Genomic DNA, 14,264 nt, shown 5'->3' on the forward strand with positions numbered 1-14,264 from the left:
TAGTTAAGAAAGCCCAATCAAAAGATTGGGCTTTTGTTTATTTTACGGTTAACACAAAGTAGTTTTTTTTGCCGCGTTGCAGCAATACAAACTTATTGTTTATTAAATCTGCATCGGTAATTTTATAATCTTCTTTCACCTTTTCTTTGTTTACCGAAATAGCATTTTCTTTCAAGGCACGACGCGCCTCTCCGTTTGACTTTAAAAAACCGGTTTTTACTGCCAATGCACCAATCATATCTAGCCCTGATGTAACCTCAGACCTATCAACTACCGCTTGCGGCACACCTTCAAAAACATCCAAAAACGTTTTTTCATTCAATTGCTTTAAATCCTCACTTGTAGATTTTCCAAATAGAATATTACTAGCCTTAATCGCGTTATCTAAATCTTCTTTTGAATGCACCATAGTGGTAATCTCCTCTGCTAAACGTTTTTGCAATATTCTTAAGTGAGGTGCTTTGGTATGATCTTCTATAAGGCTATTAATTTCCCCTTCACCTAAAAACGTAAATATTTTGATATATTTTTCGGCATCTTCATCAGTAGAGTTTAACCAATATTGATAGAATTTATACGGCGAGGTTCGGTTGGCATCCAGCCATACATTTCCACCTTCAGATTTTCCAAATTTTGAACCATCAGACTTCGTAATTAACGGACATGTAACAGCAAAGCCTTTGCCACCGCCAATTCGTCGGATCAATTCTGTTCCAGTGGTGATGTTTCCCCATTGGTCGCTTCCACCCATTTGAATGGTACAGTCGTTTTCTTTGTACAAGTGCAAAAAGTCATAACCTTGCACCAATTGGTATGTAAACTCTGTAAAACTCATACCTTCAGATTCGTCTGAAGATATTCTGTTTTTCACAGAATCCTTTGCCATCATATAATTTACAGTAATATGCTTACCTACATCTCGAATAAATTCCAAAAATGAAAACGTCTTCATCCAGTCGTAGTTATTCACCAAAACTGCTGCATTCTCCGCGTCACTTTCAAAATCTAAAAAATGAGCTAGTTGTGTTTTTATAGCCTCTTGGTTATGACGTAGCGTTTTTTCATCCAACAAATTACGCTCGGTTGATTTTCCAGACGGATCACCAATCATACCCGTGGCACCGCCAACTAAAGCAACTGGTTTGTGTCCGCAGCGTTGATAATGTGCTAAAAGCATAATAGGCACCAAGTTTCCTATATGCAAAGAATCTGCTGTAGGATCAAAACCTACATACGCACTTCTCATGCCCTCCATCAAATGTTCTTCTGCCCCGGGCATTACGGTATGTATCATACCTCTCCATGTTAATTCTTCAACAAAATTCTTAGCCATTTTATTCAATTTTAGAAAACTAGCGCAAATATAAAAATACATGCAGACATAGGTAGTGATTCTGAATAATTCTTTAATTTCGTTCTATGATTTTAGTAACAGGGGGAACAGGTTTAGTAGGCGCTCACTTATTGCATAAAATAGTTTCGGACAACGAAGCTGTTAGAGCAATTTACCGTACAGAACGTAAGCTGCAAAACGTTAAAAATGTATTTTCCTGTTATGGTGAGACCCATTCTGCTTTATTTGATAAAATTGAATGGGTTAAGGCTGATATTCTAGATATTCCATCGCTATATGAAGCACTAAAGGAAGTTGACTATGTTTATCATTGCGCTGCTTTTGTTTCTTTTGAACCTGATAAATACCAATTATTACGACAAGCAAATATTGAAGGTACGGCTAACGTTGTAAACCTTTGTATTGCCAAAGGTGTAAAAAAAATGTGTTACGTAAGTTCCATAGCAACTGTTGGGAATCCTGTAAAAGAAGATGAAGTTATTACTGAAGAAACCCATTGGAATCCGGAAGACGATAATAGCGTTTATGCCATAACAAAATATGGTGCCGAAATGGAAGTATGGCGGGGCACCCAAGAAGGATTGGATGCTGTAATTGTAAATCCTGGCGTTATTCTTGGCGCAGGCATTTGGCGCTATGGCAGCGGCAACCTATTTAAAAAAATACATAACGGCACTACATATTACACTTCTGGTAACATTGGTTTAGTATCTATTACTGATGTTGTTAATATAATGATTCAACTATTGAAAAGTGATATAAAAAATCAACGCTATATTTTAGTTGCTGAAAATTGGTCTTACAAATCATTTTTACAAACTATGGCAAAGGCTCTAGATGTTAAACCTCCAAAAAAAATAGCAAAACCATGGTTATTGAAAATTGGCTGGCGATTGGATTGGTTAAAACGAAAGATTACTGGAAAACGAAGAATATTAACTAAACAACTTGCCAAATCCTTAACTACCAAAACAAATTACAGTAGCAAGAAAATAACAAAAGATTTAAACTATAAGTTTGAACCTGTGGAGTTTGTTATTTCGGAGATTGCAGATCAGTATCTGAAACAGGTTCAATAAGTTCAAGTTCCTCCAAATCTACTTCATCTTCTAGTTCTATTGCTTCCAGTTCACCTTTAATAGCCTTTAAGGAATCTGCCTTCTTTTTTTCTTCTCGTTCTTTATCAAGAATTTCAGTGTAATGTGTTTTTAGTTTTGAAAAACTGTCTTTCACCTTTTGATAGATCTCCGCATAATCATCCATATAATAGGCATAATATGCATTGCTTTCAGCGAACTGCGCACTATCAATATTATACTTTTTATAGATATAGCCTTCTGGATCAACTTTGGCACTATCCAAAATTTTTTTGTCCCTTCCTGTAACAGCGCCAATAAACTTCAAGTCCAATAAAATATGAACCATTTCTTCCTTCGAGATAAGGTTTTTAGGTTTATCTGGTTTATTGTATTTGTAGCAGGAAGAGAGCCCTAACATCAAACACAATAACAATAGCACTATTGCTTTTTTATTCATTACCTATTAAATGTTAAACGTTTTGCAGCTTTAACTTCTGAAAACTTAAAATTATGATACACCAAGCTACCATTTAAAATGGTATGCGTAATTCTTGATTTGAACGTAGCACCTTCAAAAGGCGACCATCCACATTTATACAAAATATTGTCCTTTTTAACCGTCCATGGATTGTTTAAGTCTACCAACACCAAATCTGCATAATAGCCTTCCTTAATATATCCTCTGCGATCAACTTGAAACAAAATAGCTGGATTATGGCACATTTTTTCAACTATTTTCTCAATTGAAATTTTACCCTCATGATGTTTTTCCAACATTGCGGGTAAGGCATGTTGCACTAGTGGTCCGCCTGATGGCGCTTTAGTATAAACGTTTTTCTTCTCTTCAATAGTATGCGGTGCGTGGTCTGTGGCAATTACATCAATCCTATCATCCAAAAGCGCTTCCCAGAGCTGTTCTCTATCGGTTTTCGTTTTTACGGCAGGATTCCATTTTATATGCGTTCCTTTTGTCTTATAATCTTCATCTGAAAACCATAAATGATGGATACATACTTCAGCTGTTATTTTTTTATCTTTTAAAGGAATTTTGTTAGTGAACAACTTGGTTTCCTTCCCAGTGGAAAGATGAAACACATGTAGCCTCGCCCCTGTTTTTTTGGCTAATTCAATGGCAGTTGACGATGATAAATAACATGCTTCTTCACTTCTAATTATGGGGTGTTTTTCAATAGGAATATCATCTCCAAACTCTTCAAGGTGCGCCTCAAGGTTCTTTCTTACAGTGGCTTCATCTTCACAATGTACTGAAATTACCATGTTTGTGCTTTGGAATATTTTCTCTAAAACTTTGGGGTCGTCAACTAGCATATTTCCTGTCGAAGAACCTAAAAACAACTTTAACCCTGCAACAGACGTTTCGTCTACTTTAAGAATTTCATCCAAGTTGTTATTTGTACCGCCAAACATAAAAGAATAATTGGCTGAAGATGTTTTTGCTGCTATTTCAAATTTTTCCTCAAGCTTTTCAACTGTTGTGGTTTGCGGATTTGTATTTGGCATTTCTATAAAAGAGGTAACACCCCCAGCCAAAGCCGCCCTAGATTCTGTTTCTATATTAGCTTTGTGTGTTAAACCAGGTTCTCTAAAATGCACTTGGTCATCAATGGCTCCTGGCAGAACATATTTCCCTTCAGCATCAATAATGGTAACATCTGCCGATTTTGCACTAATGGATGTATCAATCTGCTTTATAAATTCGCCTTCAATTAATATGTCTCCACTAAAAACTTTGCCTTCATTAACAATATTGGCATTTTTTATAAGTGTTCTTTTTAATTTCATTATAAATCTTTTCGTTTAAACAAACTTTTAAATTTCATTGAGATGACTCCAAAAACAGCTTCAGAAATAATCCCTGAACTAAGTTTAGACTCTCCTCTGGTTCTATCAGTAAAAATAACAGGAACTTCTGCGATTTCAAATTTTTTAAGATATGCTTTAAACTTCATTTCGATTTGAAATGCATATCCTATAAATTTAATTTTGCGTAAATCTAGCGCTTCCAATACTTTACGCTTATAGCAAACAAAACCTGCGGTAGTGTCATTAATATTCATTCCAGTGATAAAACGCACATATTTTGATGCCAAATACGACATTAATACTCTACTCATTGGCCAGTTAACAACGTTAACACCCGTAATGTAACGTGAACCGATAGACATATCTGCACCATCTTCGGCACAAGCCTTATAAAGCTTTTTCAAATCCTTTGGATCATGAGAAAAATCAGCATCCATTTCAAAAATATACTCGTATTTTCGAACCAAACTCCATTTAAAACCTAAAATATAAGCCGTACCCAAACCTGCTTTTTCTTCACGCTGTTTTAAATGCAATCTACCTGGAAATACACCTTGAAGTTCTTTTACCTTATCGGAAGTACCATCTGGAGAATTATCATCTACAACAAGAATGTGTATATCTTTAGATTCTGAAAATACAGCTCTAATAATAAGTTCTATATTTTCAATCTCGTTATACGTTGGAATGATTACAACAGCGTCCTTCATCTAAAAAAATATCAAAGACAAATGTACATTTTTAAGCTATTATTTTTTTCAAAAACTTCGTAATTATTCCTTACTTCTTTAAAATTTATGATAATTTTAACCCATGCTTCGAGAAATACCTTCGCATACACTCTACACACTATTGTTACTGAGTTGTTTGGCAACAATTGCCATCGCTAAAAGTATAGCCCCAAGGCGCTTTAATGAGTTTATTATGGTAATTTCTAATTCAAGATATCTTAAGATTTATGGTAAGGATCAAAAGTTTTTAGATTACTACGATGGTTTACTATTTTTAAACCTTATTATATCTGGCGCAATATTTTGTGTAATATGTATTGAAAACTTAACAAATTCAATAGAATCCAACATTATACTACTAGTTAAACTAGTTGTGGGCATGGGTGTTTTTATGCTTGCAAAAGTACTGCTAGAGCGTTTAATTGCTAGCCTATTTGAAATTGATGAGATTATAGACAATTATCTTTTTCAAAAGATTAGTTATAAAAATTATTTAGGCATTTTACTTCTTCCAATTAATGCAATTTTAATATTTAGCATAGCTCCGACAAAAACATTACTTTATAGTATTCTTGGATTACTTTTTATAGTGAATATCAGCGGTTTATTTACCTCGTTTAAAATGTATCAAAATGAAATTAAAAATAACTTTTTCTATTTTATTTTGTATCTTTGCGCTCTCGAAATTGCACCCTATGTGGTTATTTACGCGATTTTTAGTGCCTAATTAAACTATTTTGCGCCTATGAAAGTGAAGACCATTTTAGTATCTCAGCCAGAACCTAAAATTGAAAACTCTCCTTACTTTGACCTTCAGGAGAAAAAGAAAGTTAAAATAGATTTTAGACCTTTTATCCACGTGGAGGGTGTTCCGGCGAAGGAAATAAGACACCAAAAAATTGATTTGAACAATTACACTGCTATAATTCTTACCAGTAGAAATGCGGTAGATCATTTTTTTAGAGTGGCAGAAGAAATGCGTTTTAAGGTGCCTGACTCTATGAAATATTTCTGTCAGTCAGAAGCAGTAGCCTATTATCTTCAAAAATATGTTGTGTACAGAAAACGTAAAATTTACGTTGGAAAACGAACATTTGCTGAATTATCGCCCCTTATTAAAAAATATAAGGATGAGAAATTTTTGTTACCAAATACAGACAAGGTAAAACCAGCAGTACCTGAAACATTGGATGCCCTAGGCGTAGATTGGAAACAGGCTACGTTCTATAAAACTGTTGTAAGTGATTTATCAGATTTGGCTAATGTATATTATGATGTTTTGGTATTTTTTAGTCCATCTGGAATTGAATCTTTATTTCAAAACTTCCCAGATTTCCAACAAAATAATACGCGAATAGCCGTATTTGGGAATACCACCATAAAAGCAGTTAAAGAGAAAGGATTACGTGTGGATATTGCAGCACCAACTCCTGAAACACCTTCAATGACTATGGCTTTAGAAAAATATATTGACCAAGTTAATAAAGGAAAATAATATTTAAAAGAGATTATAAAAAAAGCGTTTTCAAAAAATTGAAAACGCTTTTTTCGTTTTTAAAAGGCGTACCGTTGTGGACCGCCACGTCTTATTTCTTCAGTACAGTGTGCCTCAAACTTTTTAAAGTTCTCCCTAAATGCATTGGTTAACTTAAATGCCATCGTGTAATAAGCTTCGTCATCATTCCATGTTTGTCGGGGACTTAATACACTTGTTGGCACACCTGGACAAGTTCTTGGTTGCGCCACACCGAAAACAGAATGGATGTGATAATCATCATAATTATATAATCCTAAATCCCCATTCAATACAGCATTAATCATGGCCCGTGTATATTTTAATTCCATTCGCTTGCCAATACCATATGGGCCTCCAGTCCAACCTGTGTTTATTAACCAGACATTTACGCCAGCTTCAATCATTTTTTTGCTTAGCATTTCAGCGTATTTAGCCGGATGTAATGGCATAAAAGGTGCACCAAAGCATGCAGAAAATGAAGGTTGTGGTTCTTTAACACCAGCCTCAGTGCCAGCTACCTTTGCAGTGTAACCCGATATAAAATGATACGCAGCCTGACTTGGTGTTAACTTAGAAATTGGCGGAATAACCCCAAAAGCATCTGCCGTTAAAAAGAATATATTTTTTGGATTCTCACCCACCGAGGGCACCTTAATATTTTCAATATGATGAATTGGGTAGCTCACTCTAGTGTTTTGAGTGATGGAAGTGTTCTCAAAGTCAACAATACCATTGTCGTCCAAAATTACATTTTCAAGAATAGCTCCTCTTTTTATAGCATCATAAATTTCAGGTTCTTTTTCTTTGGATAGGTTTATCACTTTTGCATAACAGCCACCCTCAAAATTAAAAACAGCATTCTCGTTTGTCCATCCGTGTTCATCATCACCAATTAAACTTCTATTAGGATCTGTAGAAAGTGTTGTTTTACCAGTACCTGATAACCCGAAGAAAATTGCAGTATCACCTTCTTTCCCTACATTGGCACTACAATGCATAGGCAGAGTATTTTTTTCAACAGGTAATATAAAATTCAAGGCAGAAAAAATACCTTTTTTAATTTCACCAGTATAACCCGTACCACCAACTAGGGCTATTTTTTTCGTAAAATTTAAAATTGCAAAGTTGTGTTGTCTTGTCTTGTCTATTTTAGCATTCGCCATAAACCCAGGAGCGTTAATAACAGTCCATTCTGCCTCAAAACCTTCCAGCTCCTCTAATGTTGGTCTTAAAAACATGTTGTAAGCAAACATATTACTCCACGGATACTCGTTAATTACACGAATATTTGTTTTGTAGTTTTTATCGGCACAGGCATAGCAATCCCTAACAAAAACCTCTTTTTCAGATAAATATGCCACTACTTTGTTATAAAGTTTATCAAAATCTTCGGGAGCAAAAGGGATATTTATGTCACCCCACCAAATTTTGTCTTCAGTAATGATATCTTTTACAATGAATCTATCTTTTGGAGAACGCCCAGTAAATTCTCCAGTATTTACTGCCAAAGCCCCAGAGGACGCCTCAACACCTTGCCCCTTCTCGATAGTAATGCGATGTAAATCTTCAGGGGATAGTTGGTAATGCGTTTTCGCATTTTTAATACCGTAATCTTCTAATGAAATCTGCTGTCCGGACGAATTATGGTTCATCATTTTTTTATCTGATCAAATAATTATTATGCAAAACTATGATATTATTTTTAACTAAAAATATAAAATTCGTATTTTTAATACTTTAATTTTACGAAATTAACAATTAAAACCACCCAAGCCGCAATTAAAAACAATCCACCAATGGGAGTAACAAAACCAATAGATTTAAAATTGAAGTTTGTTATGGCATCAGTAGCTAAGCCATAAATAGAACCAGAAAACAAAATAACACCAACAAGAACTAAGTAAAATATAATAGTTTTGTATCCAGAAGACACCATAGTAGTGCTTCCTAGAAATAATAAAAAAAGAGCATGATACATTTGATAACGTACACCCGTCTCAAAAGTTTGTAACTGTTCTGGAGATAAATGGGCTTTTAAACCATGCGCACCGAAAGCCCCTAGTACAATAGCCAAAACACCTAATATAGCTCCAGTAATCAATATAATTTTATGCATCTTTTTTAAATTAATTGTTCAACAAATTTAGGCAACAAATCACAAATATGCGAAAGATTTTAGTTATAGGTTCTGGTAAGTCCACATCTTATCTATTAAAGTATTTATTGGATAAATCTACTTCAGAAAATCTATTTATAACAGTTGGAGATCTCGATACAAGTAGCGCACGAAGCATTCTTAAAAAGAACACAAATTCAAATGTTATACGACTCGATGTCTTTAATGATAAAGAACGCTCAAACGCCATCAAGAATGCCGATATTGTAATTTCGATGCTGCCAGCCCGTTTTCACAGCACGGTAGCCAACGACTGCATTCTCCACAATAAACATATGGTTACCGCATCTTACGTTAGCCCAGAAATGAAAGCCCTAGACAGCAAAGCTAAATCTAAAGGCATTATTCTAATGAACGAAATTGGTGTAGACCCTGGTATTGATCACATGAGCGCTATGCAAGTTTTAGACAAGATTAGGGATAAAGGCGGGAACATTATTTTGTTTGAGTCTTTTACCGGGGGATTGATTGCCCCTGAAAGTGACAACAACCTATGGAATTACAAATTTACATGGAACCCGAGAAACGTCGTTACCGCAGGACAAGGAGGCACCGCAAAGTTTATTCAAGAAAACGGCTATAAATACATCCCTTACCATCGTTTGTTTAGACGTACCGAATTTTTAGATATTGAAGGTTTTGGCAGGTTTGAGGCATATGCAAATCGTGATTCGTTAAAATATCAGAATGCATATGGGTTAAGCAATGTTAAGACCTTGTATCGCGGCACAATGCGCCGTGTGGGTTTCAGTCGTGCTTGGAATATTTTTGTTACTTTAGGAATGACGGATGATAGCTTCACCATTGAGGACAGTGAAAACATGAGCTATCGTGATCTCACAAACGCCTTTCTGCCATACAGCCATAAAGATTCGGTTGAGTTAAAATTAAGGCATGAGTTAAAAATAGATCAGGACGATGTTGTTTGGGATAAACTTGTAGAGCTTGATATTTTCAATCCAGATAAAAAGGTGGCACTTAAAAACGCCACACCGGCTCAAATACTACAAAAAATACTTATGGACAGTTGGACTTTGAGTAAGGACGACAAAGACATGATTGTAATGTACCATAAATTTGGCTACGAACTATACGGTGAAAAACATCAACTAGACGCAAATATGGTAGTAATTGGCGAAGACCAAAGGTACACCGCCATGGCCAAAACGGTAGGACTACCAGTAGCTATTGCAACCTTAGCTATTTTAAATGGCAAAATCACAAGCCCTGGAGTACAAATACCAATTACTAAAGAGATTTATGAACCTATACTCCAAGAATTGCAGCAGTTTGGCATTTCGTTTAAGGAAAAAGAAGTACCGTATTTGGGGTATAACCCGTTAAATAATTAGAATAATTGGGTGTTACCCGAAAGGGGTCAGGCTTTCACCGAGCGCAGTCGAATTGATCAATCCTTATCGCACTAATCTGCCCAAAACAACCACCAACCCTGGTTAAACACACCCTTTTATATTTGTTAAATTTTAAACAGCAAACATGTCGAAAAAATGTTTCTAATTGCAATCAAATTATTACTTTTACCTTCTAAACTATAACTCAAATGGCAAAGAATAAACAAACCGAAATTGATGGCATAGACAAAAAAATTCTCCGCACCTTGATGGAAGATGCCCGAACACCAATCCTTGAAATCGCAAGAAATGTTGGTATTTCTGGGGCAGCGATTCATCAACGTCTTCGTAAACTTGAAAAGTCTGGGCTGCTAGCAGGATCAAAATTTGTGGTAAATCCTGAAGTTTTAGGTTTTGATACTATGGCATTTGTAGGTGTATATTTTGACAAAGCTGCGGACGCGCCACTAATTATAAAACTCCTAAAACGAGTACCTGAAGTACTAGAATGTCACTATACTACCGGGAATTGGAATGTTTTCCTTAAAGTTATCTGTAAAAGTAATGATCACTTAATGCAGGTGTTAAACACCATTCAAGAAATAAATGGCGTATCCCGAACGGAGACTTTTATTTCCTTATCCCAATTAATACAGCGTCAAGTTAAAATCTAATAAAAATCATGAAATAGGCACAATAATTGCGCAACCTTTGTCATAAAATTACATCTAAAGTGTAAATATTTGCACTAAACTTTCAAACTAAACTCTTATGAAAAAACTTAGCATTTTAACGTTATCAATGTTCTTCGCCTTTAACGCTTCATTTTCTCAAGACGTCAACGATAAAACCGCTGTTAGCGATTCACAAACAAATTTCAACGAAATAAAACTAAATGGGCTTTTTTTGGTTCTGGGGGCTTTTGAAGTGACTTATGAACGCTCCATAAACGAAGAGTCTGCCTTTGGAGCAAATCTTTTTATACCATTTGATGATGACATTAGTGATGTAAACTATTACATATCGCCTTATTATCGCTTTTATTTTGGAAAGAAATATGCAGCTGGTTTTTATGTAGAGGGTTTTGGCATGTTAAATTCTACAGAAAATTATATTTGGAATAACAATGGCTCCTCTTTTCGGGATATGATGGAAACTCGTACAGACTTTGCTCTTGGTATTGGTATTGGCGGTAAATGGGTGACCAAAAGTGGTTTTGTAGGCGAAATAGGATTTGGAGTTGGTAGAAATCTATTTAATAATAATGATCTTGATTTTGAGATAATTGGCAAAGGTGGCATTACCCTTGGCTATAGATTTTAGCAAGGTATAAATATTAAATTATGAAGAACATCTTATGTCTTCTTACTGTCGTTTTCTTATCATCATCCATTTTAAATTCCCAAGAAGACCTTAATCGTAATTTGCCAAAAAACTTTAATGAGTTTAAGATAAACGGCATTATGCTAATTCTTGGTGCTTTTGAAGCAACATATGAGCGTACTGTAAATGAAGAATCGGCATTTGGCATATCTACTTTGTTTGCATTTGATAGCCAGCTTAGGGACGATGTTAAATATTATATATCACCTTATTATCGTTTTTATTTCGGAAAAAAGTATGCAGCTGGTTTTTTTATTGAAGGCTTTGGAATGCTTAACTCCCTAGACAGGAGCATCTCTCTCGTAAGTAGCTCTGGAGACGATTTTGTAACTGATTTTGCTCTTGGATTTGCCTTTGGCGGTAAGTGGATTACTAAAAGGGGTTTTAGTGTAGAATGGTTTAACGGTATTGGCCGCAATCTTTTTAATAATAATACCGACTATAATATTGTTTTAAAAGGAGGGATTAATCTAGGTTACCGTTTCTAAAAACTTATGTGTTTATAAAAATAAACCCTAACTTTTCAGTTAGGGTTTTATATTTTAATGAGATGCAAAAGAGAATTCAGCATGTCAAAACGTACTCTACTTCATCTTCATTAACCAATGACGTACATCAACCTCTTTTTTAATAATGTCTCTTAAATCACCAATCTTTACACGCTCTTGTTCCATAGTATCTCTATGGCGAATGGTTACTGTATCATCCTCTAAAGTATCATGATCTACAGTGATACAAAATGGTGTTCCGTTGGCATCTTGTCGTCTATAACGTCTACCAACTGCATCTTTTTCATCATAAATAATATTGAAATCCCATTTTAATTCCTCAACTATTTTTCTAGCAACCTCAGGTAAACCATCTTTTTTAACCAATGGCAAAACCGCCGCTTTTACTGGGGCCAATACACTTGGCAACTTTAAAACCGTTCTTGTAGTGCCGTTATCCAATTCTTCCTCTTGTAAAGCATTTGAAAATACAGCTAAGAACATCCTATCTAAACCTATTGAGGTTTCTAAAACATAAGGCGTGTAGCTGGCATTATCTTCATGATCAAAATATTGTAATTTTTTCCCTGAATACTCTTCGTGTGCCTTTAAATCAAAATCGGTCCTAGAATGGATACCCTCTAATTCTTTGAACCCAAATGGGAATTTAAATTCAATATCTGCTGCGGCATCAGCATAATGTGCTAATTTTTCATGGTCATGGAAACGATAATTCTCTTCACCCATGCCTAATGATAAATGCCACTTCATTCTATGCGCTTTCCAATGCTCATACCATTCACCTTGCGTTCCTGGTTTTATAAAAAATTGCATTTCCATCTGCTCAAACTCACGCATTCTAAAAATGAATTGTCGTGCCACAATCTCATTTCTAAAGGCTTTACCTGTTTGTGCAATACCAAAAGGAATCTTTAAACGACTTGTTTTCTGAACATTCAAAAAGTTCACAAAAATACCCTGTGCCGTTTCAGGACGTAAATATAAATCCATTGCAGTTTCTGCAGATGCTCCTAATTTGGTTCCAAACATTAAATTGAACTGCTTAACATCAGTCCAATTTTTACTTCCTGTTAATGGATCTGCTATTTCTAACTCTTCAATTAAAGCTTTTACATCGGCTAAATCTTCATTTTCTAGAGATTTTGCCATACGAGACAGCGTCTCATCAATCTTTTTTTGATAGCCTAAAACGCGCCCATTAGTTGTGATGAATTCTTCTTTATTAAAGGCTTCTCCAAAACGCTTTGCAGCTTTCTTTACCTCTTTTTCAATTTTGGTTTCAATCTTAGCACAGTAATCTTCAATCAAAACATCTGCACGATAACGTTTTTTAGAATCTTTATTATCAATTAAAGGATCATTAAACGCATCAACATGCCCAGAGGCTTTCCAAGTGGTAGGATGCATAAAAATTGCTGCGTCTATACCAACAATGTTTTCATTCATCTGTACCATAGCGCGCCACCAGTAGTCGCGAATGTTCTTTTTTAATTCTGCTCCGTTTTGCGCGTAGTCGTAAACTGCGCTTAAGCCATCATAAATTTCACTGCTTTGAAACACGTAACCGTACTCCTTTGCATGCGAAATAACCTTCTTAAATGTATCGTCTTGATTTGCCATAGGTGCAAAAATATAAAACCACCGTAAACTGCATACGTAGTTTAACGAAAATTAAGGCTTAATAACGTTATTTAATAAAATACACCAATCCAACCAAAACATTAGAATCACTTAAATTAAAGTTAAAATTTTGTTGTTTAATGGTACTTGAACCTATTCTTGAATCTTCACTTTTAGTACTTGTATATCCTAAAACTCCAACATCGGCTTTTAGTGCAAATCTATTACTTAAGCTAAAGGTTATCCCTGGTATAATACCAATACTATATTGATTTTGCTTTATAGTGAAATCTTGATTGTATTCCTCTTGTGTAAAATGTTCATAACCAATATTTCCTTGAATATTAAGCATTAACTCTCTCCCTATAGGGATATACTTTTTTACATAAGGGAAAAAACCAATACCATAGGTTTGAATGTCTGGAGCAAATACTCTATCAGACCTATCGCCATCAATAGTCTGCCTAATCGCTGAAAAATTTACTTGAGCTCCTAGAATAAGATTATCTTTTATAGCAACCCCTACAGATGGCCTAAGTGCAAATGTGTGTTCAACAGGGTTTACAATCGCCCCTTCATTTTTATTTTTTTGATAGTTGTAGGTAAGTGCTAACCCTATTTCTTTTGTGCCTTTAGGTATTGTAAAAGCGCTCTCTTCTTGTCCGTATAGTATTGAGTTAATCAATAGGACGAAAATATATATTGTAGGTTTCATAGATT

General features: G+C 35.1%; 15 protein-coding genes. 7 read left to right on the plus strand and 8 right to left on the minus strand.

Features of this window, described 5'->3' with window-relative positions; all coding sequences use genetic code 11:
- Positions 1-37: 37 nt before the first annotated feature.
- Positions 38-1,333 (minus strand): tyrosine--tRNA ligase, encoded by a 1,296-nt coding sequence (gene tyrS / locus AC1B0Z_RS09015; RefSeq protein ID WP_483791640.1) that lies wholly within the window; start codon positions 1,331-1,333, stop codon positions 38-40.
- A gap of 86 nt (positions 1,334-1,419) precedes the next feature.
- Between tyrS and AC1B0Z_RS09020 the strand changes: the two genes are divergently transcribed.
- A complete protein-coding gene (locus AC1B0Z_RS09020) occupies positions 1,420-2,433 on the plus strand; it encodes an NAD-dependent epimerase/dehydratase family protein (RefSeq protein WP_483791641.1) in 1,014 nt (337 codons plus the stop codon).
- Here AC1B0Z_RS09020 and AC1B0Z_RS09025 read toward each other — a convergent pair.
- The 3 genes from AC1B0Z_RS09025 to AC1B0Z_RS09035 are packed head-to-tail and all read right to left on the minus strand — an operon-like array spanning position 2,390 to position 4,967.
- Positions 2,390-2,890: a DUF4296 domain-containing protein gene (locus AC1B0Z_RS09025; RefSeq protein ID WP_483791642.1), complete on the minus strand. Its 501-nt coding sequence runs from the start codon at positions 2,888-2,890 to the stop codon at positions 2,390-2,392. The two genes, AC1B0Z_RS09020 and AC1B0Z_RS09025, sit on opposite strands and share 44 nt — an antisense overlap.
- On the minus strand, positions 2,890-4,236 hold the full coding sequence (locus AC1B0Z_RS09030; RefSeq protein WP_483791643.1) for a dihydroorotase: 1,347 nt from the start codon (positions 4,234-4,236) through the stop codon (positions 2,890-2,892). Before AC1B0Z_RS09030 ends, AC1B0Z_RS09025 begins: the two co-directional genes overlap by 1 nt.
- Positions 4,236-4,967, minus strand: coding sequence for a polyprenol monophosphomannose synthase (locus tag AC1B0Z_RS09035; protein ID WP_483791644.1), 732 nt, complete (start codon positions 4,965-4,967; stop codon positions 4,236-4,238). The genes AC1B0Z_RS09030 and AC1B0Z_RS09035 overlap by 1 nt, the downstream gene beginning before the upstream one ends.
- A gap of 103 nt (positions 4,968-5,070) precedes the next feature.
- Between AC1B0Z_RS09035 and AC1B0Z_RS09040 the strand changes: the two genes are divergently transcribed.
- On the plus strand, positions 5,071-5,715 hold the full coding sequence (locus AC1B0Z_RS09040; RefSeq protein WP_483791645.1) for a DUF4271 domain-containing protein: 645 nt from the start codon (positions 5,071-5,073) through the stop codon (positions 5,713-5,715).
- 18 nt (positions 5,716-5,733) lie between these two features.
- Positions 5,734-6,483: a uroporphyrinogen-III synthase gene (locus AC1B0Z_RS09045; RefSeq protein WP_483791646.1), complete on the plus strand. Its 750-nt coding sequence runs from the start codon at positions 5,734-5,736 to the stop codon at positions 6,481-6,483.
- A 59-nt stretch (positions 6,484-6,542) separates the two neighbouring features.
- Here the strand turns inward: AC1B0Z_RS09045 and pckA are convergent, their stop codons facing one another.
- On the minus strand, positions 6,543-8,159 hold the full coding sequence (pckA, locus tag AC1B0Z_RS09050) for a phosphoenolpyruvate carboxykinase (ATP) (RefSeq protein ID WP_483791647.1): 1,617 nt from the start codon (positions 8,157-8,159) through the stop codon (positions 6,543-6,545).
- 74 nt (positions 8,160-8,233) lie between these two features.
- Positions 8,234-8,620: a DUF423 domain-containing protein gene (locus AC1B0Z_RS09055; protein WP_483791648.1), complete on the minus strand. Its 387-nt coding sequence runs from the start codon at positions 8,618-8,620 to the stop codon at positions 8,234-8,236.
- Between the two features lie 47 nt (positions 8,621-8,667).
- Here AC1B0Z_RS09055 and AC1B0Z_RS09060 point away from each other — a divergent pair, with 47 nt between their 5' ends.
- The 4 genes from AC1B0Z_RS09060 (at position 8,668) to AC1B0Z_RS09075 (ending at position 11,903) form a co-directional block, all read left to right on the plus strand.
- Positions 8,668-10,032, plus strand: coding sequence for a saccharopine dehydrogenase family protein (locus tag AC1B0Z_RS09060; RefSeq protein WP_483791650.1), 1,365 nt, complete (start codon positions 8,668-8,670; stop codon positions 10,030-10,032).
- Positions 10,033-10,241: 209 nt separating this feature from the next.
- Positions 10,242-10,706 (plus strand): Lrp/AsnC ligand binding domain-containing protein, encoded by a 465-nt coding sequence (locus AC1B0Z_RS09065; RefSeq protein WP_483791651.1) that lies wholly within the window; start codon positions 10,242-10,244, stop codon positions 10,704-10,706.
- Between the two features lie 97 nt (positions 10,707-10,803).
- Complete coding sequence (locus AC1B0Z_RS09070) at positions 10,804-11,355, plus strand: DUF3575 domain-containing protein (RefSeq protein ID WP_483791653.1); 552 nt, start codon at positions 10,804-10,806, stop codon at positions 11,353-11,355.
- Between the two features lie 20 nt (positions 11,356-11,375).
- Positions 11,376-11,903 carry a DUF3575 domain-containing protein gene (locus AC1B0Z_RS09075; RefSeq protein ID WP_483791654.1) on the plus strand — a complete coding sequence of 176 codons (528 nt, stop codon included), beginning with the start codon at positions 11,376-11,378 and terminating at the stop codon, positions 11,901-11,903.
- Positions 11,904-11,999: 96 nt separating this feature from the next.
- Here the strand turns inward: AC1B0Z_RS09075 and AC1B0Z_RS09080 are convergent, their stop codons facing one another.
- On the minus strand, positions 12,000-13,544 hold the full coding sequence (locus AC1B0Z_RS09080) for a glycine--tRNA ligase (RefSeq protein ID WP_483791655.1): 1,545 nt from the start codon (positions 13,542-13,544) through the stop codon (positions 12,000-12,002).
- 67 nt (positions 13,545-13,611) lie between these two features.
- A complete protein-coding gene (locus tag AC1B0Z_RS09085) occupies positions 13,612-14,259 on the minus strand; it encodes a hypothetical protein (protein WP_483791656.1) in 648 nt (215 codons plus the stop codon).
- Positions 14,260-14,264: the final 5 nt, after the last annotated feature.

Source organism: Hyunsoonleella sp. J2K-J805 (assembly GCF_057167125.1).